Below are 25,754 nucleotides of genomic sequence, written 5' to 3'. Positions count from 1 at the left end.
CTCCGATGCAGCGCCCTTTTTTAGTATTGCGCATCACACCGGCACAGGGCGGCGGTGTTGTCAGACCGTTCTGACGACCTCGGCGTCCGCCTCGGCCAGCTCCTTCATCAGCAATTGGCATTGCTCTGGAGTGCGAGGATGCAGCACCAGCGACCATTTACCCTGCTCGGCCGCTTTGCGGACCTTGAGAATGACGATTTGGTGGTCGGGGCGCGCGGTGACGAGGCCACCCATCATCATGCCCAGTATCGTAGCAAAACTGATGATCACCGCGGCGCTGGCGACCGGCGAGGCCGCAATATAAGTGATGGGCATCCAATACAGCAAAGCCCAGAACGCCGCGCCCGCCAGCAAGCCGATCGCACCCAGGATCAAATGCGCACGAATACCCGTGCGTGCAATACCTTTTGTTTCGGGCTCGAGCTTGCGCGCAAAGCCTTTTTCATGCGGTGCGATCAACATCCATTGATTGGGCTGCAGGCCCGCCAGTCGGCTCAGGGACTCGGCCGAACCCGCAGCCGATTCGCGAGTGTCGTAGATCGCGGCTATTTTAGTTGTGGCTCGTTCACCGAATAAAGCCTGCCAGGACATGAGCACCTCTTGTGGACAACAAGAAAGAGAGCTTCAAATACAGCAAGCATCGTGCCCGCAAGCCGCTGCCAGGCGGCCGGTGTGCCTAGACTGCGGTGTACATGGCCTTGCCGTCGATGAGGCGCAGCCAGCCCTTGGCGATGCGGTATATGCTCCAGACCACCAGGGCAAACAGCACCAAATAGCCGACCATGACGGCCAGCAAGAGGGCGCCGATAATCGCCCACAACACTGAGTACCAGAAGGTGCGAATCTGCCAGCGAAAATGCGACTCGACCCATGTGCCGCGTGCTTCGCTGATCTTTATGTGGGCGATGATGACGCCGATCAGGGCGGTAATGCCGACGAAATAGCCGATCGCCTGCAAGGCGTAGACAACGGTGGCCACTGTTTTGAGAGAGCCCGGCCGGCGCCCGTCGTGGTCGGCATCGACTACTGGCACGTTCTGCGTAACGTTGTCGTTCATGGTGTGTTCCCGTTGCGCCCATAATGTGGCGCCTGCGTTGTTCGGCTTGCAGCCCCAAGCTGCAAGGCGTAATGCTAGCAAGGGGCGGCCGACTAGACAACTGCGCGGCGCAAGTCTCCATGCCAGGCTTGAGAACCTTCTTCGCGCGGCTGCTTTGCTCCATATGCCGTTCATGTCTTTGCAAGTAAGAAAGCAGTCGTTCCCTTTCGGAGCCTGCGCCCCTAAGCTGAACGCTCGATCAATCGTCCTACCCAATCGAGCCGTGATGCAAAACAACAGCCCAAAACCCCCACCCCTTTCCGCCCCGCTACGCCGTTTGGCACTGGCGGCCCTGCTGACCCTTTCAACCTTCCTGCCTGCGCATGCCGCCGACATCTCGCTATTGAACGTTTCCTACGACCCCACGCGCGAGCTGTACCAGGAATACAACGCAGCCTTCGCCGCGTACTGGAAAGAAAAAACCGGGGACACTGTGCGCGTCAAGCAATCACACGGCGGTTCCGGCAAACAAGCGCGCACGGTCATCGATGGCATTCCCGCCGACGTGGTCACGCTGGCGCTGGCGCCGGACATCGACGCCATTGCGCAGCGCGGCCTGATTGCCAAAGACTGGCAAGGCCGGCTCGAGCACAACAGCTCACCCTACACGTCGACCATCGTCTTCCTCGTGCGTAAAGGCAATCCCAAAGACTTGACGGATTGGAACGACCTGCTCAAGCCAGACGTCTCGGTAATCACCCCCAACCCCAAGACATCGGGCGGCGCCCGCTGGAACTATCTTGCCGCTTGGGGCTATGCCCTTAAAAAATCGGGCGGTGACGAAGCCGCCGCCCGCGATTTCGTCGGCCAGCTGTTTCGCCGTGTACCGGTATTGGATTCAGGCGCACGCGGCTCCACAATTACCTTCGTGGAACGCGGCATAGGCGACGTGCTGCTCGCCTGGGAGAACGAGGCGCTGCTGGCGCTGAACGAACTGGGGCCCGACAAGGTCGAGATCGTCGCACCGCCCATCAGCATTCTGGCCGAACCCCCTGTGTCTTTGGTTGACCGAAACGTAGACCGACGAGACACGCGCGAAGTGGCGCAAGCCTATCTGGAATACTTGTACAGCGAGGCCGGCCAGGAAATCGCCGGCAAACATTACTTCCGCCCCATTTCCAAGGACGTGAGCGACAAGTACGCGAGCCAATATCCCGCGCTGGAGCTGTTCACCCTTGATGAGATAGCGGGCAGCTGGTCCGAAGCGCAGGCCAAGCACTTTGCGGATGGCGGTGTGTTCGACCAAATCTACGCGCCAGGGAAATAACCGGCTCTTGTCCATTTGGCGGCGCCTGCACGAGTTTATGCCTGGCGCGTCTATACACATGCAAAGTTAATCGTTCCCTCGACGGCGCGACGATGTAACCATATCGATCGTCGTGTCCACCAAATTTATTCAGCACTCATCCATGCAGATCGCCCTACCGTACAACTTCAAGCGCCGAAGCGCCGGCCGCGTGCTGCCCGGCTTCGGGATCACCGGCGGCCTCACCCTTTTTTATCTATGCCTCATCGTGCTGCTGCCGCTCTCGGCCATCTTCCTCAATACTTTCACCATGTCATGGGAAGACTTCTGGAAAGCCGCCGGTAGTGATCGCGTCATGGCTTCGTACCGCCTAAGCTTTGGCGCCGCATTGATTGCCGCCGCGATTAATGTCGTGTTCGGAACCCTGGTCGCCTGGGTGCTGGAACGCTACGATTTTGCGGGGAAGAAGTTTCTGGATGCGCTGGTAGACCTGCCTTTTGCCTTGCCCACCGCCGTGGCCGGCATCGCACTGACCGCCCTGTACGCGCCCAACGGCTGGATAGGATCGCACCTGGAGGCAATCGGCTTGAAGGTGGCGTTCACGCCGCTGGGGATCATCGTGGCCATGACCTTCATCGGGCTGCCTTTCGTGGTGCGTACTGTGCAACCCGTGCTGGCGGAGGCCGACCGCGAATACGAAGAGGCCGCCGCCAGTCTGGGCGCGAACCGCTTGCAGGTATTCATGCGCGTTATCTTCCCGGCCATTTTGCCCGCTTTATTAACCGGTTTCGCGCTGGCTTTTGCGCGCGCTTCCGGCGAATACGGCTCGGTGATCTTTATCGCGGGCAACATGCCGATGATCTCAGAAATTACACCCTTGCTTATCGTGACTCAGTTGGAACAGTACGACTATGCCGGCGCCACGGCCATTGCCATGGTGATGCTGCTGGCCTCCTTCGTCATGTTGCTGGCCATCAACCTGCTGCAAGCCTGGACCCGCCGGCGCGGGCTTTCGTCGAGGGGCTGATATGAGCAACGCCGCACACACCCTGCCCCTGGCGCCCGCCCTGCAAAGCCGCATGCAAGCGCCCTCGGCCCTGGACGAGCCCGTCTGGATGCGCCGCCTGCTGATCGTTATCGCCTTGCTGTTCCTGGCGCTGTTCCTGCTGATGCCGCTGGCGTCCGTCTTTGCCGAGGCGTTACGTAAAGGCTGGAGCGCCTACGTGGCCGCCATTGTCGAGCCAGATGCGCTGTCGGCCATAAAGCTCACCCTTCTGACCGCCGCCATCGCCGTTCCCCTGAACCTGGTGTTCGGCATATGCGCGGCCTGGTTCATCGCCAAGTTCGAGTTTCGCGGCAAAAGCGTATTGATCACGCTAATCGACCTGCCTTTTTCCGTGTCGCCGGTGATCTCGGGGCTGATCTTTGTACTGCTGTTCGGTGCACATGGCTGGTTCGGCGCCTGGTTGCTTGAGCACGACATCCGCATCCTGTTTGCCGTGCCCGGCATCGTATTGGCCACCGTCTTCGTCACATTTCCTTTTATCGCCCGTGAACTGATTCCGCTAATGCAATCTCAAGGCTCGGATGAAGAAGAAGCCGCCGTGGTGCTGGGCGCCTCAGGCTGGCAAACCTTCAGGCACGTAACCTTGCCGAACATCAAATGGGGCCTTTTGTACGGCGTGATCTTGTGCAATGCGCGAGCCATGGGTGAGTTCGGGGCGGTATCGGTTGTGTCGGGCCATATACGCGGAGAAACCAACACCATGCCATTGCATGTGGAAATTCTCTACAACGAATACAACTTTTCCGCCGCGTTCGCCGTCGCCTCGCTATTGGCCTTGCTGGCCCTGGCGACGCTGGCGCTCAAAACCTACATTGAATGGCGCGACGCTCGCGCATCCATGCAAGTACAGGAGTCTCGACCATGAGCATCGAAGTCCGCAATATCAAGAAACGCTTTGGCGACTTCGTCGCGCTGGACGATGTATCGTTGAGCTTTCCGCAAGGCGCTCTTACCGCATTACTAGGCCCCTCGGGCTGCGGCAAGACGACGCTTCTGCGCATCATCGCCGGCCTGGCCCAGGCCGACAGCGGCCAAGTGCTGCTCGAGGGCCAGGACGCCTCGCACCAGCACGTTCGCCAGCGCCAGGTGGGCTTCGTGTTCCAGCACTATGCCCTGTTTCGCCATATGTCCGTGTTCGACAACATTGCCTTCGGCCTGCGCATCAAGCCTCGCGGCCAGCGGCCGTCTGCGGCGCAGATTCGCGAACGAGTGCACCACTTGCTCGAGCTGGTGCAGCTTGACTGGCTCGCCGACCATTCTCCTTCGAGCCTGTCGGGGGGCCAGCGACAACGCATCGCCCTGGCCCGGGCTTTGGCTGTCGAGCCCCGCGTGCTGCTGCTGGACGAGCCATTCGGCGCCCTGGACGCCAAGGTTCGCAAGGAGTTGCGTCGCTGGCTGCGCCGCCTGCACGACGAACTGCATGTAACCAGCATCTTTGTCACTCACGACCAGGAGGAAGCGCTCGAGGTCGCGGACCAGGTCGTCGTCATCAACAAGGGGCGGGTCGAGCAGGCGGGACCGCCCGCCGATGTGTACGAAAACCCCGCCAGCCCGTTCGTTTATGGGTTCCTTGGTGACGTCAACCTGTTCGCGGGCCGTGTTCATCAAGGCTTGTTGCATGCGGACGGCGCAACGCTTAAGGCGCCGCAGTACGGGAAGGCGAGCAATCTGCCCGGTGTCGGCTATGTGCGCCCGCACGAACTGGACGTCGCCCCTTACCGCCCCGGCGGCGAAGGCATCGTCGCCCGTCTTGTACATGCAAACGCAATCGGCCCGCTGGCCCAGCTCGAATTCCAGCGCGAAGACTCTGAACAGCTGCTTCAGGCGCTGATTTCCAACGACCTGTACCGCTCGCTTGCCCCCCGCCCCGGCGACCGCCTGTTGCTGACGCCGCGCCGCATGGAGGTTTTTCTGGAGGAGGCGGCCTGATCCGGGTTCATCGCCCGAATGATGACTGTATGATCTGCGTATCAACGGTCTCGGGCATGAAGATATTTTTCAACACCATCGGCTGGATCGCATTGGCGTTGGGCGTCATCGGCATCGCATTGCCGCTGCTGCCGACAACGCCTTTCCTGCTGCTGGCCGCCGCCTGCTTCATGCGAGGCTCTGATCGCATGTATCGCTGGCTTACCCAAAACCGCGTCTTCGGCCGTTACCTGCGCGACTATCAAGAGCAAAGAGGCGTCACGCTGCGCGTCAAGGTCGTCGCCCTTACCGTCATGTGGGCGTCGCTGCTGTACTCCATGTACACCTTGCCGGCGCTACGCTGGCCCCTCGGCCTGATCGGCCTGGGCGTATCCGCCTACCTTACTTTTAGACTCAAGACCCTGCAAAAATCAAGCACGTGCAACCCTGGGCGGCTCAATGACAAGGACCGGAACTGAAGCGTAAGAAAAATATCGTATCATTAGAGCGGTCTATCTTCATCACTTCCCCTCTTAGTCCGCCACAAGCCGAATGTCGTTGATTCTGATCCTCGTTTTGCCGTTTATTGGCAGCCTAATTGCCGTCGCGCTGCCCTCCAACGCGCGCAATGCCGAGGCCTGGCTCTCAGGGATCATTGCACTGGCTTGTGCCGTATTGGTGGGGATGCAGTATCCGCTGGTCTCCCAAGGAGAAGTCGTACAGTACTCGGCCGCCTGGATACCCGGCGCGCTTGCCATCGACTTCAATCTGCGCATGGACGGCTATGCGTGGCTGTTTTGCATGCTCATCACCCTGATGGGCGCGCTCATTGTCTTGTATGCGCGCTACTACCTGTCGCCGCAAGACCCCGTCCCGCGCTTTTTCTCGTTTTTTCTGCTGTTCATGGCTTCCATGCTGGGCGTGGTGTTGGCCGGCAACCTGGTGCAACTGGTCATATTCTGGGAGCTCACCAGCCTGACATCGTTCATGCTGATCGCCTACTGGAACCACCGTCTTGACGCGCGGCGCGGCGCGCGCATGGCGCTTACCGTCACGGGCGGAGGCGGGCTCTGCCTATTGGCCGGCGTGCTCATGCTGGGCCACGTGGTGGGCAGCTACGACCTGGACACCGTACTGGCATCCGGCGACATAGTGCGCGCGCATCCGTGGTACACCACAATCCTGGTTTTGATCGCGCTGGGCGCGCTTACCAAAAGCGCCCAGTTCCCATTCCACTTCTGGTTGCCCAATGCCATGGCGGCGCCCACTCCGGTCTCTGCATACCTGCATTCGGCCACCATGGTGAAGGCCGGGGTATTCCTGCTGGCGCGCTTCTGGCCGGTGCTGGCGGGCACCGATGAATGGTTCTACATCATAGGCGGCGCCGGGCTGTGCACCCTGGTGCTGGGCGCTTACGCCGCCATCTTCCAGCAAGATATGAAAGGGGTGCTGGCCTACTCCACCATCAGCCACCTGGGCTTGATCACGCTGCTTCTTGGGCTGAACAGCTATCTCGGATTGATCGCAGCCATCTTCCACATGATGAATCACGCCACGTTCAAGGCATCGCTTTTCATGGCAGCCGGCATTGTCGACCATGAAACCGGCACGCGTGACATGGCCCGGCTATCGGGGCTTCGAAAGGCCATGCCCATCACCGCCACTTTGGCTGTGGTGTCGGCGGCGTCCATGGCGGGGGTGCCGCTGCTAAACGGCTTTCTGTCCAAAGAGATGTTCTTCGCTGAAACCGTGCTTACCGGCCATGGCCCCTTCATAGAATCGGGCCTGCCCCTGATGGCCGTATTGGCCAGCGCGTTCAGCGTCACCTATTCGCTGCGTTTCATCCTGCAAGTATTTTACGGCCCGCGAGCCACCGACTTGCCCCGCTCGCCGCATGAGCCGCCGCTTTGGATGCTCATGCCCAGCGGGCTGTTGGTGCTCACTTGCCTGGTAGTGGGCATACTGCCCAAATATACCCTTGGCCCCTTGCTTGAATCGGCCGCCTTATCAATCTTGGGCGATGCCACGCCGCATTACGACCTGAAGGTCTGGCACGGCTTCAACCTGCCCCTGGTCATGAGCCTCACAGCGCTGGCCGGCGGCATTCTCTTGATGCATCTGCTGCGCCACCGAAATCACGTCAAGCCGGGGGTCGCCCCGCTGATATACAGGTTTGACGGGCGCCGCAGCTTCGAAATATTGATGGAGGGCGTCGACTCGGTCTCCGCCATGCTGCTGAACTGGCTGTATTCAGCCAAACTGCAGCGGCAGTTGCTGATCGTCATCGTGGGCACTTTTTTCGTCGCCCTTCTTCCGCTTACGCTGGGGGGCTGGTTCGACCCGCTTTTCGTCACGCCCGCCAATTTCTTCTTCCTGACCCTGTGGCTGGCCGGATCCGCCTGTGCCATCGGAGCCGCACGGCAAGCCAAGTTTCACCGCCTGGCCACTCTCGCCCTTTCCGGTGGCGCGGGGCTGGCAACGGCGCTGACCTTTGCGTGGTTTTCGGCTCCTGACCTGGCTCTAACCCAGCTTGCCGTCGAGGTGGTTACCGTGGTGCTGATTCTGCTCGGTTTGCGCTGGCTGCCTCCGCGCATCGAGGCCAACGACGGCAGCGCGCCGCTCAATGCTCGAACAATGGGGCGCCGCGTGCGCGACTTGACCGTGGCCATCGCCGCGGGAGCAGGCATGTCTGCGCTGGCCTACGCGGTGCTTACGCGCCCCGCCAGCCCGGGCATCTCCAACTTTTTCCTGCGCAATGCCCTGCCCGAGGGGCATGGCTCCAACGTGGTGAACGTCATCCTGGTCGATTTTCGCGGTTTCGATACGCTGGGTGAAATCACCGTTCTAGGCATTGTCGCGCTGACGGTGTACGCCTTGCTGCGCCGATTCCGTCCGCCGCCGGAAAGCATCAAGGACGGCCCATTGCGCCGGCAACAAGGGGCCAACAACCCCTCGCTCGATCACCATGACCCCGAGCCCGATCCCGAAGCCGACCTGCCTCGCGGGAACATGCAGGCTCCCGCCGTATTGGCCCGATTGCTGCTGCCCATAGCTGTGCTGGTCTCGCTTTTCTTCCTGCTGCGCGGCCACAACCTGCCCGGCGGCGGCTTTGTCGGAGGCCTGATCATGGCCACTGCAATCATCCTGCAATACATAGTCGGAGGCGTCGTGTGGGTCGAGTCCCGGCAAAGCATACGGCCGCAGAAATGGATCGCACTCGGCCTGTTGGTGGCCGGGGGCGCCGCATTGTCGGCGTGGAGCGTCATGCGGCCCTTCCTTTCGGCATTGGTGTGGGATATTCCTGTACCCGTCATCGGCATGCTGCACCTGTCCAGCGTATTGTTCTTCGACCTGGGCGTTTACATGCTGGTTGTCGGGGCAACTGTGCTGATATTGGTCGCCATGGCCCACCAGTCGCTGCGCTTTCGCCGCAAGGCCCCACAGGCCGACGTGATTCCCGCCGCATCCATTTCAAGTTCCGGAGCAAGCTAGTGGAAATAATTCTGGCTCTAGGCATAGGCGTATTGACCGGATCGGGGGTCTGGCTTGTCCTGCGGCCCCGCACGTTCCAGGTCATCATCGGCTTGTCTCTGTTGGCCTATGCCGTCAATTTATTCATTTTTTCCATGGGCCGCCTGCGCGTCAGCGCGGCGCCCGTCATTGACAAAGTGGGCGAGATCGATCCATCGATGTACACCGACCCCGTACCCCAGGCGCTGGTTCTGACGGCCATCGTGATCGGCTTCGCGACCACGGCGCTGTTCCTTGTCGTGCTGCTGGCTTCGCGCGGCTTTGCGGGCAACGACCACGTTGACGGAAGAGAGGCTGACCTGTGAGCGGTTGGCTGCAACATCTCCCCATGCTGCCCATCGCCACGCCGCTTATGGCGGCCGCAGTACTGGTCCTGCTCAAAGAATCGCGCCGCAAGACACGCCTTGCCTTGTCTTTCGCATCCGTTTTGTTCCAGATTTTTGTGGCCTGCCAATTGCTTTTGCTGACGGCGGGCCAGATGCCCGAGCTATGGCCGCAAAGCATCGCCGTCTATCTGGTGGGCGACTGGCCGGCCCCGTTCGGCATTGTGCTGGTGGCCGATCGGCTCGCTGCGGTCATGCTGCTGTTGTGCGCCATACTAAGCCTGCCCGCCCTCATCTATTCCACCGCGCGCTGGGAGCGGGCCGGCGTGCACTTCCTGCCGCTGTTTCAATTGCTGCTGATGGGCCTGAACGGCGCCTTCCTGACCGGCGACCTGTTCAATCTCTTCGTCTTCTTCGAGGTAATGCTATGCGCGTCGTACGGGCTGATGCTGCACGGCTCGGGAGAAATGCGTGTCTCCGCGGGCCTGCATTACATCGCCACAAATCTGGTTGCATCGTTCCTGCTGCTAATCGGCATCGCACTTATCTACGGCGTCACAGGCACGCTCAACATGGCCGACCTGGCATTGCGGGCCGGCGAGCTTTCGGGGGGTGACCGGCGCCTGTTCGAAGCGGCGGCAGCCATATTAGGAATAGCCTTCCTCATCAAGGCCGCCGCCTGGCCCCTGAACTTCTGGCTGCCAAACGCATACGGCCACGCCTGCGCGCCGGTCGCAGCGATATTTTCCATCATGACCAAAGTGGGCATCTATGCGTTGCTGCGGCTTGGCTCGCTGCTGCTGCCCACCGGGGCGCCGGCGGCCTTCGGCGGAGAATGGATGTTCCCGATGGGGGTTGCAACACTGGTTTTCGGCTCGATAGGCATGCTGGCCACGCAGCAGACCGAGCGCATGATCGGCTATTGCGTCATTATGTCTTCCGGCACCCTGCTGACTGCGCTCGGCATGCCGGGGGTTGCGTTGACCGCGCCCGCCTTGTTCTACCTGCTTACCTCCGTCCTTGCCTTGGGCGCCTTCTACCTGCTGATCGAAATGATTGAACGCACGCGAAGCTTCGGCGCCGACGTACTTGCGGTCAGTCTGGAAGCCTTCGACCTTGACGACCCCGAATCACCCGACCGTTCGGATGACGTAGTCGGCGTGGCGATTCCGGCCGCCATGGCGTTTTTAGGAATGGCTTTTTTCTGCTGCGCTCTGCTTGTGGCCGGGCTGCCGCCGCTGCCGGGCTTTGTGGCCAAGTTTTCGATGTTATCGGCGGCGCTGCAGACATCGGTAACCGACACTCCTTCGCTGGCTGCATGGACGCTGGTGGCCGCCGTGCTTCTGTCTGGGTTTGCCGGCATCATTGCACTGTCCCGCGCGGGCATTCGCTTGTTCTGGAGCTCCGAAGACATCGTCGTTCCGCGCTTGCGTGTCAGCGAAGCCGGTTCGGTAGGCATACTTTTGTTGGCCTGCATAGGCTTGGCAATCTGGGCGGGGCCGGTCATGAAGTTTCTGGAAGGCACCGCTCAATCGCTTGACCGGCCTGCCATCTACGTCGACGCCGTGATGTCCTCTCAGACGGTCCGCCGGCTCGGAGCCACGCCATGAAAAATATTCTTTACTGGCTGCTTCTTCCGGCCGTGCTGCTGATTATGTGGCTGCTGCTGAATAATTCGGTATCGCCCGGATATCTCGTTACCGGCTCGATTCTGGCCTTGCTGTTGGCCTGGGCCGCCATGGCCCTGCGCCCGGTGCGGTCGCGCCCCAAGCACCCGCTGCTTATCTTGAAGCTGATCTGGCGCGTCGCATGCGACATTACGGTTTCGAACTTTGTGGTTGCTCGCCTGATTATTCTGGGCGCCGACTCACACACCCCGGGCTTCATGAAAATTCCGCTTTCCATGCGTGACCCGCACGCGCGCGCGGCGCTATCCTGCATCATCACCTATACGCCCGGCACTGTCTGGGCCGGTTTCTCAGAAGAAACCAACACGCTTACCTTGCACGTTCTTGACCTCAAGGATGAGAACCACTGGGTGGAGCTGGTGCAAAGCCGCTACGAAAGCCTGTTGAAGGAGATATTCGAATGACGACTATTTTGTACTGGGCCGGCACTTACGCCCTGTGCTGCTTCGCCATCGCGCTGGGGTTCGCCACATTCCAGTTATTGCGCGGGCCCACCCCACAAGACCGTGTCCTGGCGCTGGACACCATGTATATCAATGGCATGCTGATTATCCTGGTGCTCGGGGTGCAATATCAGATAGGCCTGTACTTCGACATCGCGGTGATAATCAGCATTTTTGGCTTCGTCAGTTCAACGGCCATGGCCAAGTTTCTCTTGCGCGGAGAGGTAATCGAACCATGAGCGACCTTCCACTTTGGGTAACGATACCAAGCACTTTGCTTCTGCTGCTTAGCGGCACCATAACCCTGATCGGGTCTGCCGGGCTGCTTCGCTTCAGACGTTTCTACTCACGGATGCACGCCGTTACGCTGGGCAACACGATGGGCGTGTGCAGCGTGGTCCTGACCAGTGTATTGGTCGGTTCCACGCTGGCCGAGCGTCCCGTCCTTCACGAGTTTTTGATCATCATGTTCCTGGTCATCGTGTCGCCGGTTACAGCCATTCTCTTGATGCAGGCGGGCCTGCGTCGTGATGCACGCCGACCCGTTTCGGAAGACTGATCAAAACTCCACGCGGACGCCGGCCATGATGCTACGGCCCTGGATGGGCGCCGCCCGCGAAATGAAGGACGCGTGGTTATAAGCCAGCTTGTTCAAAAGATTCGTGCCTCTTAGGTAAAGCAGGTAGTCGGTGCCGGACATCGTCCCCGAATACGATACGCCCGCGCCCAATAAACCATATCCGGCAGTGGCTTCTTCGTAACCGGCAAACCGGTTCTGGCGGAGTACCTGCGTATATTCAAGAAAACTGCTCCAACGGTTCCAATCGAAGTGGGTGCGAGCGCCCACCCGCGCAGCCGGTATTCGCGGAAGGTTGCCGCCGCCATCAGACAGTCTGCCGCGCACATAGTCGCCAAAGACCGACACCGTAAGAAGAGGCGACACTTTGTACGACGCCTGGGCCTCCACCCCGGCGAACGAAGCATCGCCTTGGGTATATTCGATCAGACGAAAATCGTCGTGTTGGTCCAAGGTATTGCCGTAGATGTAGCCGTCTATGCGGCTCAGAAACAAGTTCAGGGAAAAGCGCAGATCACCTTCTGTCTTGCGCACGCCAAGATCCACGGTGCGCGCGGTTTCCTTCTTAAGTTCCGGGTTGCCTATCTCGTAGGTGAGCGTTGCAAAGTGCGGGCCCCGGGCATAAAGCTCTTGCGCGTTGGGCATGCGCTGCGAACGCGACAGCGAAAGAGAAGCGGCGTACCCGGGCACAAAATTCCAGGTGGCGCCTGCGGACAGTGACGTTGCATTGCCTTTATAGGCTTCCAGTGCGGTGCTGTCCGGGTTGACGGTTTGCCATTCATGGCGCGCGCCCAGTTCAAAACGCCAGGCATCCCATTCGTAGCTTTCCAGCACGAACACGCCCGTTGATTCCGTACGCGTCTTGGGAATGAAGTTTTCGGCGCCGCCGAAAGAAGCAAGGTCATATCGCGAAGCCTGCAGGCCGATCACGCCATCCCAGCCGCCAACCGGAAGATGGCGCAACTCTAGCCGTCCGTCGTAGCCGCGATTCGTAAAGGTCGTGCCCAGCTTGCCGTCGTCCCGCTCATCATGCCGGTAATCTGTATAACCCCCGCGAAACTTCAAACCAGAGAACCCCGTAAGCGGATCGCTCAACTCTGCCCTGATATCAATGCGGTCGCTACGCAAATGGGCCGTGGCCGCGTGATCTTCATCGCCGTGATCGTGGTCATGATCATGGTCGTGGTCGTGGTCATGTCCGTGGCCGCCGCAATGCAGGCTCGAACCGTGAGGGTGGCAGCTTTCATACTCATGGCTATGACCGGGCAAGCCGTAATCGTCCTTGCGATATGAATACGCTGCACCTATGTACCCCCGACTACCTACGAACGAGAGCCCGACGCTTCCGGTCGTGCTATCCGAATTGGAATCGGCCACGCGGCTCTGGCTCCAATCGGGCACACGATAATTGTCCGCCCGACGGCGGGCCCCTTCCACCCGGAAGGCGACATTGCCCTCGCCCACCGTCAGGCCGACCGCCCCGGCCCGCTCCTTGGCCGCAGTGGCGCCGAGCACCTCGACCGAACCGCTGAAACCGTCTTCTGGAATCTCGGTGGGAATCTTGTCGTCCAGCACATTGACTACACCGCCGATGGCGCCGCCGCCATACAGCAGTGCAGATGGACCCCGCAAGATTTCCACCCGGCGGGCCAACAGCGTATCGGCCGTCACTACATGGTCGGGCGAAACCCCCGATGCATCGACGATCTCTGAGCCATCACTCATCACCTTCACGCGTGGCGCTGTCTGGCCACGAATGATCGGGCGACTTGCACCGCCGCCAAACGTGTCTGCATGAACGCCGGGTTCGTTCTCGAGCAGCTCGCCCAAAGTACCCCGCCGTTGCATCACCAGGTTCTCACCTTCCAACACACTGGCCGGCGTCACGGGGCTATCGCTATCCAGCGGGTGGGCCGTAATGATGATGGGTGACAGAGTCCCAACCGAAGCCTCCGGAGAAACGACAGCCTGCGCATAAACGGGCTGCATGATCGGCATGAGCAGTGGCAGCGCCAGAGACGGGAAGGTATATCGCATTGAGACTCCTTTGAATGTAATGGCCGGGAACTATTCACCGATGTGCAATGTTATAACATATCAACTTCAAATGGAATAAGTAGACAAGAATTAGGCGCTCCCCGATTGGGTCAACCCGCCCGTCATCACCCGCCCGTCATCAATCCGCCCGTCATCAATTGAGGCGCATCGCGAAGGCACGAAACTTGCTGCATCCGTTACCAAGCATGCCCTCTGCGCTTCCACATTTAGTTACAGGGCGGCACAGGCATTCTTATATACTGGTCTTCAATAATCCCGTTACCAGTCATAGTGGCTGAGTTAGTCTAAGAAGGAGTTCATAATGAAACACCGTTCAGCAGCACAGCGCCGACAGGTCCTGGCCATTTGCGCCTTGAGCGCCGGCCTTTTCTCTGCGGGGGCCTTTGCCGCCAATGGCTCCGGGTCCACCGCCGACATCGAAGCCAAATACCGTCAAGATATCGAACGCTGCAACGCCGGGCAGACTAACCAAGACCTTGCAACGTGCAAACGTGAAGCCGGCGCTGCAATGCAAGAGGCCCGCCGTCAACGTCTGTTAACCCATCGAGACGAATCGGTGCAGTCGAACAACACGGCGCGCTGCCAGGCGCTTCCGGCCGCCGGGCGCGAAGACTGCATGCTGCAGATGTCGCAAGATTCGAACACCACAATACAAGGCAGCGTCGCCGGCGGTGGAATACTGCGCACCACCACAATCACCATCCCCGGCGGCACCGAAACACAAACCAACATCATCACCCCGAACACGGTTGACCCATCTGTGCGCGACCTGCCACGGGCAGGCACAGTGCAATAAAAAAATCCCGCAGCTCAAGACTTGATCATGAGCCGTTACAGGCGTCCCTTGCAGGGGCGGTTTTTTTTCAAAGCTCGATTTGCATGCCCATTTCAACCACACGATTGGGCGGAATCTTGAAGAATCGCGTGCTGCCTGAAGCGTTGCGCGCCATGAAGGCAAACAGGCTTCGGCGCCAGCGCAGGTGCAAGGGAAGTTTTCGCACCACGAGAATGCTCTGGCGGGAAAGATAATACGAGGTCTGCATGGGATCAAGATTAAGTTCAGGATGCTCTTGATCAATCTGCTCCAGCAATTGCGGCACGTTGGGTTCTTGCTTGAAACCCCACATGGCGACCACCTGCCACGCGCCCTGGCCCAGTCTTTCCAAGCGATAGCGCTCGCTACGCGGCACATAGGGCTCGCCTGCGCTCTGCACAGTCAGAAAAACCACCTGTTCATGCAGCACTTTGTTATGTTTCAAATTGTGCAAGAAAGCGGGTGGCACACTGTCGACAATCATGCTCATGAACACCGCCGTACCCGCCACCCGGGTGGGCGGATATTGTTCGAGTCCATGCACGAATTCGCTGAGGGGCGGCTGGCCACTGGCCAAGGTGTCGTGTATGCGCTGACGCCCGAGCCTCCAGGTAATCATCAAGGTGAACAGACAAGCGGCCAACAGCAGCGGCAACCACCCCCCGGCCATGATCTTCAAAACATTGGACGAAAACAGCATAACGTCAAAACATAGAAGCAAGGCGAGTAACGCAAACAGCAGCAGCTTGAGGGACCCATGCGTGCGCGCGGGCAGCACTTTGAACGCTAACAAGGATGTCATGAGCATGGTGCCTGTGACGGCAAAGCCGTATGCGCCCGCCAGCGCCTGTGAAGAGCCTGCCACCGCGATCAGAGCCAGCACGGCCAGACACATGGCGATATTGACGCGCGGCAGGTAGATCTGGCCTTCTTCCCTGGCCGACGTATGCAGAATATTCATGCGTGGCCAGAAACCAAGCTGGATAGCCTGGCGGGTTACCGAGAAACTGCCTGAAATAACCGCTTGCGATGCAATGACAGTAGCCGCCGTGGCCAAGACGACCAAGGGCCAAAGAGCCCAATCGGGCGCCAACAGGAAAAAGGGATTTCTGGCAGCCGAAGGATCGGCAAGCAGCAAGGCCCCTTGCCCAAAATAGCACAACATCAATGAGGGCAGCACCATGCCGAACCATGCGCGGCGAATGGCGGAGCGACCGAAATGCCCCATGTCGGCATACAGCGTCTCGGCTCCGGTCAATGCCAGTACCAAGGCGCCCAGCAAGATGAAGGTGGTCCAGGGCGCTTGCAGCACAAAAGAAAACGCCCAGGCCGGATTAAGCGCGTACAAGATTGCAGGCACCTGGACGATACGCCAACCACCCAGCAGGCCCAGCACAATAAACCATATCAGCATGATCGGCCCGAAGAGCCGCCCCATTACCTCGGTTCCCCGCGACTGCACTGAAAACAAAGCGACGATCAGGGCCATGGACATTGGGATAATCCAGCCATCCAACCTTTGCGAAACCACGCCAAGGCCCTCTACGGCGGAGATTACGGAAATCGCCGGGGTGATGATGCTATCGCCATAGAACAGACAAGCGCCTATCAGGCCCAGCACCACAACCGCCCACCTTCGGCGCCCCGACATGCCGCGTGCGGCAAGCTCCATAAGGGCCAGCGTACCGCCCTCGCCCCGGTTGTCGGCCCGCAGAATCAGGATCACGTACTTGAGGGACACCACAAGCATGAGCATCCAGAACAATAGTGACAACACGCCCAGAATCTGTTCCGGCTGCACCTGAGGCAAGGTCGATAAGGCGGCTCGCACGGTGTATAGGGGGCTGGTGCCGATGTCGCCATAGACAACGCCCAGCGCGCCGACTATCAACCCGGCGCCCGGATGCTTTGCGGTATGCGCCTGAGCGTCGCGATATTTACTCACGATCCAGACTCTGGAAAATGCCCTGGCTCACGCTTATTGCCTGTTCAGATTGGCGCCCATGCGCGGGCCCGGAAACACGATGCTGACACGCGTGCCCTCGATCTGGGGAGTGCTGGCCAGGCTCCACCACGCGCCGTGGCTCTGGGCGATCTCACGGACAATGGCCAAGCCCAGCCCCGAACCCGCTCCGTCGGAATCGGGAGAACGATAGAAAGCGTCGAAGACTCGTTCCTGATCGGCCGGGTCGATGCCGCGGCCATCGTCCTCTACCACCAGTGCCGGCGGCGTAGCATTTACCTGCAAACGGATATTGCGCAGATGCCCGCCGTACCGCAAGGCATTGTCGATGAGGTTGCCAAGAAGCTCGGCCAGCAGCAACGGATCGGCATCCACCCAGATAGGCTCATCAGGGGCAGCCAATTGCAGTCGTACCTGCTGTCTGCGCGCTTGCGGCACCCACTCCGCCCCATTCACCCGCACCCAGTCGGCCAGGTCAAGGCGTTGGAAAGAGTCTTGCGGCCGCGCTGAGGCGTCGGCGCGGGCCAATACCAGCAACTGCTGACCCAGACGGATCATGCGATCGGTTACCGCCTTGATGCGTTCGGCGCGAAGACGCACGTCGTCGGGCAACTCGTTGGACAGCATCAGCTCGCACTCAAGTTTCAAGCCGCTTAGCGGCGTTCGCAATTGATGCGCGGCATGTCCGATGAATCGCTTTTGAGCCTGGACCGAATGATCGAGCCGGCCGAGCAGCTCGTTGATGCGCGCCACCACGGGAACGATCTCGCTGGACAAGCCGGTGGCATCCAGCGGTTGAAGATCGTCCACAGAACGTTCTTTTATGTCGTCGGCAAGCCGGTTGATCGAGCGCAAGCTGGATCGCACCCCGGACACCAGCACCCAGGCAACCAGAAACACCAGCAGAATCTGGCTGAGCAGCATCAGCCAGAATATGTCGCGCAATAACCAGGCTTCCAGATGAATTTTGGTGGTAACCAGCCACGTAACGGCAAGATCGACGGCCACCAGGACGAGCACGGGCGGAAGCAGGCGAAAAATGAGATGCCGGGCCAGCGACCCGCGCGGCACCTTGCGCAACAGCCGCTTTTTGAGAGTTTCTTGTGAAGCAGGGGCTTCGTTACGAGGCGTTTTCGACATCGAGCAGGTAACCGAAACCGCGCACCGTTTGGATCGAGGCGCCGCTGCCTTCGAGTCGCTTGCGTAGCCGGTACACATACACCTCGACCGCATTCTCGCTGAAATCGGCGTCCCATGCCGATAGCGAATTGACGATCTGGCGTTTGGTGACCACCCTGCCGACACGCCCCATCAGCATCTCGAGCACAGACAGCTCACGCACCGAAAGCGCCACCCGGCGTCCCGCCGCCCGCACTTCGCGGTTGACCGTGTCAAATACCAAAGGCCCCGCCTCGAGCATAGGCTGGGCCTGGCCGGTGCGCCTGCGTGCGAAGGCCCGAACCCGCGCAGCAAGCTCGGCCAGTTCGAACGGTTTGGTGACGTAGTCGTCGGCGCCGGCGTCCAGGCCCGCCACCCGATCTTCGAGCCCGTCGCGGGCGGTGAGAATGAGCACGGGCACCTGCTCGCCGTCTCGGCGAAGCCGTCGCAAGACATCCAGGCCGCTCAGGCCCGGCAGGTTAAGGTCAAGCAACAACAGATCGTAGGACTGCGCCGCCACCGCGCCAGGGACGTGCTCACCATCTTTGAGCCAATCGACCGCATAACCCTGGCCGGCGAGAAATTCCTGCAAGGCCGGCCCCAGGGTAACGTCGTCTTCAATAACTAGAACTCGCATGCTGTGATTCTATATGGAACAGCGGCGCGGCGGCGCTTGGCGGGCGGTTTTTCCGATTCAGCTTACAACCCTGACGAAAAGCTGTCAGCCCCCAGCGGCCGGAGCAGCGGAAGACCCGGCGCCGGAAGAGGCACCGGCGGGTGCGCCCGGGGCAGGCGTTACCGCCTCGGCCGCCGCGGGGGACGAACCTGCCGGCCCGCCGCCCTGGCCTGTCGATGCGGCGCCGGCCTGCGCGCCGCCGCCATCTCCGGGCCGGGTGACGAAACCCACCCGCTTCAGCCCTGATGCACGAGCACTGCCCATGATTTCGGCAAGCACCTCGTAGCGGGTGTCAAGGTCGGCCCGGATGCGCAGTTGCGGCTGCGGCTCTTGGGACGCTTCTTGTTTCAGGCGGGGGGTTAGCTCTTCAAGCAGCACCGGTTGTTCGTTCCAGAATAACTGGCCCACCTCGTTGACTGCTAGGTCGATGACCACGGGTTCTTGCTCGACCGGCTCGGCCGACACCTGCGGGACGTTGATCTTGATGGAATGACTAAGCAGCGGCGCGGTAATGATGAAAATCACCAATAGCACCAGCATCACGTCAATAAGCGGCACCATATTGATTTCGGACATCGTCTGGCCGCCGTTTTTACTATCGAAGCTGCCGAAAGCCATGATTATTCACCTTTGCGGGCGACAGTCGCCACGGGCAAGCCGCGCACCTTGCCTCGGTTCTCGACCACTTGCTGGCCGGTCGACAGGAATGTGAACAGGTCATGCGCGAACGCGTCCAGGCGCGACAGATAAACGCGGTTGCTGCGCACGAAAGCGTTGTATGCCAAAACAGCTGGAATGGCCACCGCCAAACCAAGCCCGGTCATGATCAGCGCTTCGCCGACTGGGCCGGCGATGCGGTTGATGGTCACGCCGTCAGACAGGCCGATACCGATGAGCGCGTGGTAAACGCCCCATACCGTGCCGAACAGGCCGACGAACGGGGCCGTGGAGCCTATGGACGCCAGCACCGTGAGGCCGTTTTCGAGCTTGGCGGTCTCTTCATCGATAACCTTGCGAATGATGCGGGTGACAAATGCGCCGGTCGAGCCTTTTTCTTCGAGCTTCATGGCGCCATACTTTACGTGATGGTTGCGCGCGTGGATGGCGTGCGCCGCCACATGGGCGAACGGCTCGGAGGCGCCATGGGTGTTGATCTCGTTCTCTACCTCTTCAAGCGAACTGGCCGCCCAGAACTGGTTCAGGAATCGGGTGGAATGCCGGCCTATGCGCCAATTGGTAAACCATTTCACAAAAATAAGATACCAGCTTACCAACGACATCAGGATCAAGATGACGAACAGGCTCTTTCCTATCATGTCGCTTTGGGCGACAAAATGCAGAATTCCGCCTTCGGCCAGTTGCTGCACCGTCGTGTCCAGCAAAGGTGGCGCGCTGGTGGCGGCCCCGGCTGCCGTGTCCGCGAGCGATGAAGCGGCATCCGTAAACTGCAAGGCACCGGAACTTGCCGCGTCAACGCCTGATGCCGCGGCATCGACGCCCGACAACGTTGCATCAGCACTTGACGCAGCGGCGCCCATACTTGATGTAGCCGCACCAGCGCTTGCCGAGGCAGCATCGGCCGCAACCGAGCTTGCAGGCGCCGCCGACGAGCTCTCGTTCGTAGCGGACAGCGCACCACTAGCCGTGCTCTCGGCCGCTCCGGAGGCTTGCGCCAATACGTGCAGTGCGCCTTGTAGGATGTTGAACATGCTGGTTCCTAAATTACGAAGTCAAATGGAATATCGGCCAGGGCGGGATACGCGACGCCGTTCTCGGTGTATGGCCTGAATTTGGCCGTACGGGCCGCGCGCAATGCGGATTGGTCCAGGCGATCGTAGCCTGATGAAGACCGCACGGACGCATTGACTACCGAACCTTGCGGTGAGATCAACACCCGCACCACGACCCGGCCCTTTTCACCGCGCCGCAGCGAAGCGCGCGGGTATTCCGGACTGGGGCGACTGCCAAGGTAGTCAACGGTGCTGATGTGGCGCGGCTTATTGTCTGGAACAGGCGTGGGCGCCTTGGGTGTCGCCACCGTTTGTGCCGCGCCGCTGGGCGGAGCGACAGGCTTGGGGGGCGCCTCGACCGGCTTGGGGGCCGGCTTTGGTTTGGGCTTGGGTTTTGGCTTGGGCGGAGGTGGGGGCGGAGGCTCGGGCGGAGTAATGGCCTCGGGCTCGGGCTCGGGTTCCGGCTCAAGTTCGGGTTCCGGCTCAGGTTCCGGCTCGAGTTCCGGTTCCGGCTCCGGTTCGAGCTCAGGCTCAGGTTCCGGTTCAGGCTCGGGTTCGGGTTCAGGCTCGGGTTCGGGTTCAGGCTCGGGTTGCGGCTCGATAACCGGCTCTGTTTCAGGCGCCGTATCGACAATGTCGGGGCCAATCTCGACAAACTGGATTTCCAACGATTCCGGCAGGGACAGCTCGGTCTTTTCCGGAGCCGCCAAAATAGCGCCTAGCACGCCAAAATGCAGTCCCGCAACGCATGTGGCAGCAACAGCTTTGGTCAGCGCAGGACGAGGGACGGGCTCAACACGGGTACGGGACATGAAGTGCAACAAAAAAAGGCGCCCGTAGGCAGAAACTCTAGGCAGGAAAGCACGATATCAGAAATGCGAACTATTCGCAATATATTATAGTGTGTTGACCGTCTTTTTATAACTGCCCGCCTTGCGAGCCCATCATGTTGGCTATTTGCTTGGCAACGCCTTGCGCGTCGGTAGAACGGCTACATCGTCAGACTGCTGAGGCCGCGCATCATGGAACGCAGATGTGCATGCAGCGAACCGAATTGCCCTTCGTCAAACTCTGCCAACAAGGCCTTTTCCACGGGTACAACGGCGGCGTCGCACTGCTTGAGCAGTGTCTTGCCCTTGGCGGTTAGACGTATATGAATGATGCGCCCGTGCGAAGCCGCGGATTCACGTTCGATCCAGCCGCGCGCCTGCATCACCTTGACCATTTCGTTGGCCGACTGCGGCGACACCATGGAACGCTCGGCCAACTGCGCGTTTGACAACTGACCGTGGTTATCGAGTACAGACAAGGCTGTGTATTGCGCCGCAGTGACATCCCAGGGAGCAAGTGCATCGCGAATACGGCGATTCAACACGTGATCCAGCCTGCCTATGAGGTACGCAATGCCGTTGGGGCGCTCAGGCCAGGTATGGGTAAATTGAGGGTTTTTCTGGATCATAAATGGGCTTGCCAGCAAGAATCTCACCGTGTAGTATAAGCTTAATATCAGGTTACTTGATATTAATTTTGTGAATTATCTGGAATCGACAAAGCATCATGGCGGAGACGACATCGCGTTATCGCAGCGTGGCCTTGGGCCCCAAAAAAATCGAGGTCGAAACGCGCGACAACGGTTATACCTACGTAAGGTCACCAGAGCAACTGGGCGACTACCCCGACCGCATTACGGACAAGCTTCTGTACTGGGCGGAAAAAACCCCTGATCGCACCTATATCGCCCAACGCGAACCCGGCCATGGGCCCTGGCGGCGCATCAGCTATGCCGAGGCCTTGCAGGCCGCCCGCCAAATCGGACAAGCCTTGCTTGATCGCGGGCTTAGTGTTGATCGGCCGGTAGCCATACTGTCGGGCAACGATATCGAACAGGCCCTGCTTGCCTTGGGCTGCCAGTTCGCCGGCGTGCCCTATTCCCCCATTTCACCGGCGTATTCCCTCGTCTCAAAAGACTACGAGAAACTGCGTCACGTCCTTGAAGTCGTTACGCCGGGCCTTGTTTTCGTTTCCGAGGCCCAGCTCTACGCCGACGCCATCCGGGCCGCCATCGCCGCGGATATAGAGCTGGTCAGCACCCAGCCGGCCGACATCAGTCGCTCAGTCACGCTTTTTCGCGACCTTCTGGCCACGCCCGCCACACCGGCTATCGATGCCGCGCAACAGGCAACCGGGCCAGACACCATCGTCAAGTTTCTGTTCACCTCGGGCTCCACCAGCTTGCCCAAGGCGGTCATCAACACGCAGCGCATGATCTGCAGCAACCTCAAAATGATGGTCTCGGCCTGGCCTTTCCTTACCGAAGAGCCTCCCATCCTTATCGACTGGCTGCCCTGGAATCACACATTCGGCGGCAATCACAACTTGGGCATGGTGCTGTATAACGGCGGCACGCTATACATCGATGAAGGCAAACCCACCGATCAGGGCATTGAGACCACCTTGCGCAACCTGCGCGAAATCGCGCCTACCGTGTATTTCAACGTACCCATAGGCTGGGAGAAAATCGCCAACGCCCTCGAAACCGACGAGGCGCTGCGTGCCAATTACTACAGCCGCATCCAGATGCAATTCTATTCGGGCGCGGCCCTGGCCCAGCCGGTCTGGGACAAGCTCCACGCCACGGCGGAAGTAGCCGTCGGCGAGCGCATCGTCATGACCACCGGCCTGGGCATGACCGAAACAGCACCGTCCGCCATGTTCGTACTTGACGAACGCGCACTGGCCGGCCAGATCGGACATCCGCTGCCCGGCATGGAGTTCAAGCTCGTTCCCAACGACGATAAAACCGAAGTGCGCTACTCGGGCCCGAACGTCACCCCGGGCTATTGGCGCGACCCTGTCAAAACCGCCGAAGTCTTCGACGACGAGGGGTTCTTCTGCTCGGGCGACGCAGTCAAGTGGCTCGACCCCAAAGACCCGGGCCAGGGTTTCGTCTTCGACGGCCGGGTCGCTGAAGACTTCAAGCTCGACACCGGCACATGGGTCAATGTAGGCCCCTTGCGGGCGCAGGTGGCTCGCGAAGGTGCTCCATATTTACAGGATTCGGTCATTACCGGCCACAACCGCCGTGAACTGGGCATATTGATCGTGCCCAACCTTGCCCTGTGCCGCACGCTATCAGGCCTGCCGGCCGGTGCGGATGAACAGGCCGTGCTGTCCAGCGCGCCGGTGCGTGATTTCTTCCAGCAACTGGTTACTCGTCTTTCCGGACAAGGCACGGGCAGCGCCACCCGCATCATGCGGGGGCTGGTGCTTGTCGAACCGCCATCGCTGGATCGCGGAGAAATCACCGACAAAGGCTCCATCAACCAACGCGCCGTGCTCACCCATCGCGCCGCCCTTGTCGATGCCCTGTACCAAGAAAATAATCCCCACGTACTTAAACCGTAAATTACAAGCCCCATTTTCAACTCGACACCACAATGCGGCAAACTCGCCCGCAACATCAGCAAGGAGACATTCTTATGAAACATAAAAACATCATGCGCGCGACACTCTTGGCCGCCTCGCTTAGCCTGGGTTTCATGGCCCCCGCACAGGCCGACATCAAAATCGGCGTTGTCCTGTCGCTAACCGGCCCGGCCTCCGGCCTTGGCATTCCCGTCAACACCGGCTTTGAGCTTTGGCCTGACACCGTGGGCGGCGAAAAGGTCACGTTCATCACGCTCGACGATGCCAGCGATCCGGCTCGGGCCCAAAGAAACGTCCAAAGACTCATCTCTGAAGACAAGGTCGACGTCATCATCGGATCCAGCACCACCACGCCGGCCATCGCCATGGGCGAAGCCGCCGCCGAAGGCCAAACCGTGCAGTTGGCGGCAGCACCCGCCGAATTCCCCGAGGGCAAGGGCACCTGGACTTTCCGTCTGCCCCAGTCGACCGCCGTCATGGCGGGCGGTGTCATCGAGCACATGAAAAAACACGGCGTCAAAAACTTCGCCTTCATTGGCTACGGCGACGCCTATGGTGAAAGCTGGCTTAAAGACCTTACCGCCCTGGCCAAGGAAGCCGGCATCGAAATCACCACAGCCGAGCGCTACGCCCGTGCCGACACTAGTGTCACTGCACAGGCCATCAAAGCAATCGGCACTAAGCCCGACGCCATCCTTATCGTTGCCTCCGGCAGCGGCGCAGCCATGCCTCACACCACAGTGGTTGACCGCGGCTACAAAGGCAAAATCTACCAGACCCACAGCGCCGCCTCGCGCGACCTGATCCGTCTGGGCGGCAAGGCCGTCGAAGGCTCCTTCGTAGTATCCGGCCTGGCGGTTCTTCCCGAAGGTCTGCCCGAGACCCACCCCTCGAAGAAAATCGCCACCGATTTCGTCAACGCCTACGAAGAAAAATTTGGCGAAGGCTCACGTAATCAATTTTCCGCACACGCCTATGACGCTTACCTGATCCTCGACAAGGTGGTTCCGGTCGCGCTCGAACAAGGCAAGCCGGGCACGCAGGAATTCCGCACCGCGCTTAAAGACGCCTTGGAAAACTACGGCAGCATTCCCATCACCCAGGGCCTGATCACCTACACCAAAGACGATCACTTTGGTTTTGACAACCAGGCTCAAATGATGCTTACCATCAAGGATGGCGCCTTCGCAGCGGCCGACTGATAGTAGCTAGGCGTTTCTCTACCACACAGGGCCCGCAAGTCGGGCCCTGTGTGTTTCTGTGTGGAATACGGATTGCTGGCCATGCCGTCGAAGAAGATGGACACTAGGGCTTATAGGCAGCCGACTCAACCCGAATCGCCACGCCGCCTCAGGGGCTGCGGCGACAAATTCAGGAGCACACCATGATTACGGATACGCAAGGGTTATCCACGGAAGATGTCCGCAAATACTTTCAGCGCATCTGTGAAGAGGCCGAGGGGCTGATGCGCGACTACGACCCCCGAATGATTCTCGAATGGACGGACACGAACCTCATCGACGGGGCCTGCTTCCAGGTAGATGTGCGCATACAGAAAGATGGCGCCCACACCGGCAGCATCGCCATGACGCTCGCAAAGGAAGACATCATGCAGTTGGGCGGGATTTTCGGTGCGGCAGTCGGCAAGGGCGCCATCGCCGATTACTCGCTGAACATGAACCTGCGAGAAGTCGTCACCCATGGCAAGGATGCCGCCACGGCCAAGGTAACCTGGCGCGAGCACGTCGTAATGCAGGCAGCGGCCTCCGAGGGTGAGGAAAGCACCGAAGCGCGCGGGCGCTTTACGATCGAGGCTGAGGCTGATTGCGTGCACCTGGTGGTGCGCGACGAAGGCCGTCTTGCCCTTGGCATGGCCTTATGCTCGGGTACGGCTCGCCTTAGTGTCTCGGATTGATCCGCGATGGTGACAAGCGCGCTCCAGCATAGAAAAAGGGCTTACATGAAAACACGTAAGCCCTTGATTTCGTTAGCAATCTGGTGGTGGGTGCTACAGGGGTCGAACCTGTGACCTACGCCTTGTAAGGGTTTAT

At 60.0% G+C, this 25,754-nt stretch carries 25 protein-coding genes; 15 read left to right on the top strand and 10 right to left on the bottom strand.

The window, feature by feature from the left end; genetic code table 11:
* Positions 1-60: 60 nt before the first annotated feature.
* Both ACIY1O_RS13045 and ACIY1O_RS13040 read right to left on the bottom strand, forming a co-directional pair.
* Positions 61-591, bottom strand: coding sequence for a hypothetical protein (locus ACIY1O_RS13045; RefSeq protein WP_397475529.1), 531 nt, complete (start codon positions 589-591; stop codon positions 61-63).
* An 85-nt stretch (positions 592-676) separates the two neighbouring features.
* Complete coding sequence (locus tag ACIY1O_RS13040; RefSeq protein WP_397475528.1) at positions 677-1,057, bottom strand: DUF4870 family protein; 381 nt, start codon at positions 1,055-1,057, stop codon at positions 677-679.
* A 265-nt stretch (positions 1,058-1,322) separates the two neighbouring features.
* Between ACIY1O_RS13040 and ACIY1O_RS13035 the strand changes: the two genes are divergently transcribed.
* The 11 genes from ACIY1O_RS13035 (at position 1,323) to mnhG (ending at position 11,860) form a co-directional block, all read left to right on the top strand.
* Positions 1,323-2,363, top strand: coding sequence for a sulfate ABC transporter substrate-binding protein (locus tag ACIY1O_RS13035; RefSeq protein WP_397475527.1), 1,041 nt, complete (start codon positions 1,323-1,325; stop codon positions 2,361-2,363).
* Positions 2,364-2,505: 142 nt separating this feature from the next.
* Positions 2,506-3,369, top strand: a complete 864-nt coding sequence (cysT, locus tag ACIY1O_RS13030) for a sulfate ABC transporter permease subunit CysT (protein ID WP_397475526.1) — start codon at positions 2,506-2,508, stop codon at positions 3,367-3,369.
* A gap of 52 nt (positions 3,370-3,421) precedes the next feature.
* Positions 3,422-4,273 (top strand): sulfate ABC transporter permease subunit CysW, encoded by an 852-nt coding sequence (cysW, locus tag ACIY1O_RS13025; RefSeq protein WP_397475551.1) that lies wholly within the window; start codon positions 3,422-3,424, stop codon positions 4,271-4,273.
* A complete protein-coding gene (locus ACIY1O_RS13020) occupies positions 4,270-5,337 on the top strand; it encodes a sulfate/molybdate ABC transporter ATP-binding protein (RefSeq protein ID WP_397475525.1) in 1,068 nt (355 codons plus the stop codon). The genes cysW and ACIY1O_RS13020 overlap by 4 nt, the downstream gene beginning before the upstream one ends.
* A 29-nt stretch (positions 5,338-5,366) precedes the next feature.
* Positions 5,367-5,795: a YbaN family protein gene (locus tag ACIY1O_RS13015; protein WP_397475524.1), complete on the top strand. Its 429-nt coding sequence runs from the start codon at positions 5,367-5,369 to the stop codon at positions 5,793-5,795.
* 73 nt (positions 5,796-5,868) lie between these two features.
* Positions 5,869-8,808, top strand: coding sequence for a monovalent cation/H+ antiporter subunit A (locus tag ACIY1O_RS13010; RefSeq protein ID WP_397475523.1), 2,940 nt, complete (start codon positions 5,869-5,871; stop codon positions 8,806-8,808).
* Positions 8,808-9,152: a Na+/H+ antiporter subunit C gene (locus ACIY1O_RS13005; RefSeq protein WP_397475522.1), complete on the top strand. Its 345-nt coding sequence runs from the start codon at positions 8,808-8,810 to the stop codon at positions 9,150-9,152. The genes ACIY1O_RS13010 and ACIY1O_RS13005 overlap by 1 nt, the downstream gene beginning before the upstream one ends.
* Complete coding sequence (locus ACIY1O_RS13000) at positions 9,149-10,780, top strand: monovalent cation/H+ antiporter subunit D (RefSeq protein ID WP_397475521.1); 1,632 nt, start codon at positions 9,149-9,151, stop codon at positions 10,778-10,780. Before ACIY1O_RS13005 ends, ACIY1O_RS13000 begins: the two co-directional genes overlap by 4 nt.
* Complete coding sequence (locus tag ACIY1O_RS12995) at positions 10,777-11,262, top strand: Na+/H+ antiporter subunit E (RefSeq protein ID WP_397475520.1); 486 nt, start codon at positions 10,777-10,779, stop codon at positions 11,260-11,262. The genes ACIY1O_RS13000 and ACIY1O_RS12995 overlap by 4 nt, the downstream gene beginning before the upstream one ends.
* Positions 11,259-11,540: a K+/H+ antiporter subunit F gene (locus ACIY1O_RS12990; RefSeq protein ID WP_397475519.1), complete on the top strand. Its 282-nt coding sequence runs from the start codon at positions 11,259-11,261 to the stop codon at positions 11,538-11,540. The genes ACIY1O_RS12995 and ACIY1O_RS12990 overlap by 4 nt, the downstream gene beginning before the upstream one ends.
* Complete coding sequence (mnhG, locus tag ACIY1O_RS12985) at positions 11,537-11,860, top strand: monovalent cation/H(+) antiporter subunit G (RefSeq protein WP_397475518.1); 324 nt, start codon at positions 11,537-11,539, stop codon at positions 11,858-11,860. Before ACIY1O_RS12990 ends, mnhG begins: the two co-directional genes overlap by 4 nt.
* On the opposite strand, the gene ACIY1O_RS12980 is transcribed toward mnhG, so the two are convergent.
* Positions 11,861-13,915, bottom strand: coding sequence for a TonB-dependent receptor domain-containing protein (locus tag ACIY1O_RS12980; protein WP_397475517.1), 2,055 nt, complete (start codon positions 13,913-13,915; stop codon positions 11,861-11,863). It lies immediately after the preceding gene.
* Between the two features lie 322 nt (positions 13,916-14,237).
* Here ACIY1O_RS12980 and ACIY1O_RS12975 point away from each other — a divergent pair, with 322 nt between their 5' ends.
* The gene (locus ACIY1O_RS12975; RefSeq protein ID WP_397475516.1) at positions 14,238-14,732 is read left to right on the top strand and encodes a hypothetical protein; all 495 of its coding nucleotides are present in this window, start codon (positions 14,238-14,240) and stop codon (positions 14,730-14,732) included.
* A gap of 67 nt (positions 14,733-14,799) precedes the next feature.
* Here ACIY1O_RS12975 and ACIY1O_RS12970 read toward each other — a convergent pair whose 3' ends face one another.
* The 7 genes from ACIY1O_RS12970 to ACIY1O_RS12940 form a co-directional block, all read right to left on the bottom strand.
* Positions 14,800-16,695 carry a potassium transporter Kup gene (locus tag ACIY1O_RS12970; RefSeq protein ID WP_397475515.1) on the bottom strand — a complete coding sequence of 632 codons (1,896 nt, stop codon included), beginning with the start codon at positions 16,693-16,695 and terminating at the stop codon, positions 14,800-14,802.
* Between the two features lie 33 nt (positions 16,696-16,728).
* Positions 16,729-17,853, bottom strand: coding sequence for a sensor histidine kinase (locus tag ACIY1O_RS12965; protein ID WP_397475514.1), 1,125 nt, complete (start codon positions 17,851-17,853; stop codon positions 16,729-16,731).
* Positions 17,834-18,508, bottom strand: a complete 675-nt coding sequence (locus ACIY1O_RS12960) for a response regulator (RefSeq protein WP_397475513.1) — start codon at positions 18,506-18,508, stop codon at positions 17,834-17,836. Before ACIY1O_RS12960 ends, ACIY1O_RS12965 begins: the two co-directional genes overlap by 20 nt.
* 84 nt (positions 18,509-18,592) lie before the next feature.
* Entirely contained in the window at positions 18,593-19,165 is a 573-nt protein-coding gene (locus ACIY1O_RS12955; RefSeq protein WP_397475512.1) for an ExbD/TolR family protein, read from the bottom strand.
* A gap of 2 nt (positions 19,166-19,167) precedes the next feature.
* On the bottom strand, positions 19,168-20,256 hold the full coding sequence (locus ACIY1O_RS12950; RefSeq protein WP_397475511.1) for a MotA/TolQ/ExbB proton channel family protein: 1,089 nt from the start codon (positions 20,254-20,256) through the stop codon (positions 19,168-19,170).
* A gap of 8 nt (positions 20,257-20,264) precedes the next feature.
* Positions 20,265-21,089, bottom strand: a complete 825-nt coding sequence (locus ACIY1O_RS12945; protein ID WP_397475510.1) for an energy transducer TonB — start codon at positions 21,087-21,089, stop codon at positions 20,265-20,267.
* 179 nt (positions 21,090-21,268) lie between these two features.
* On the bottom strand, positions 21,269-21,736 hold the full coding sequence (locus ACIY1O_RS12940; protein ID WP_397475509.1) for a MarR family winged helix-turn-helix transcriptional regulator: 468 nt from the start codon (positions 21,734-21,736) through the stop codon (positions 21,269-21,271).
* Positions 21,737-21,834: 98 nt separating this feature from the next.
* Here ACIY1O_RS12940 and ACIY1O_RS12935 point away from each other — a divergent pair, with 98 nt between their 5' ends.
* From ACIY1O_RS12935 to ACIY1O_RS12925, 3 genes are all read left to right on the top strand, one after another.
* Positions 21,835-23,682, top strand: coding sequence for a feruloyl-CoA synthase (locus tag ACIY1O_RS12935; protein WP_397475508.1), 1,848 nt, complete (start codon positions 21,835-21,837; stop codon positions 23,680-23,682).
* 74 nt (positions 23,683-23,756) lie between these two features.
* Positions 23,757-24,905, top strand: coding sequence for an ABC transporter substrate-binding protein (locus tag ACIY1O_RS12930; RefSeq protein ID WP_397475507.1), 1,149 nt, complete (start codon positions 23,757-23,759; stop codon positions 24,903-24,905).
* A 182-nt stretch (positions 24,906-25,087) separates the two neighbouring features.
* Positions 25,088-25,618 carry a hypothetical protein gene (locus ACIY1O_RS12925; protein WP_397475506.1) on the top strand — a complete coding sequence of 177 codons (531 nt, stop codon included), beginning with the start codon at positions 25,088-25,090 and terminating at the stop codon, positions 25,616-25,618.
* Positions 25,619-25,754 lie beyond the last annotated feature (136 nt).

The organism is Pusillimonas sp. (assembly GCF_044464525.1).
Lineage (GTDB): Bacteria > Pseudomonadota > Gammaproteobacteria > Burkholderiales > Burkholderiaceae_B > Pusillimonas.
The sequence above is the reverse complement of the archived record's forward strand: the minus strand, read 5'-3'. Positions and strand labels throughout refer to the sequence as shown.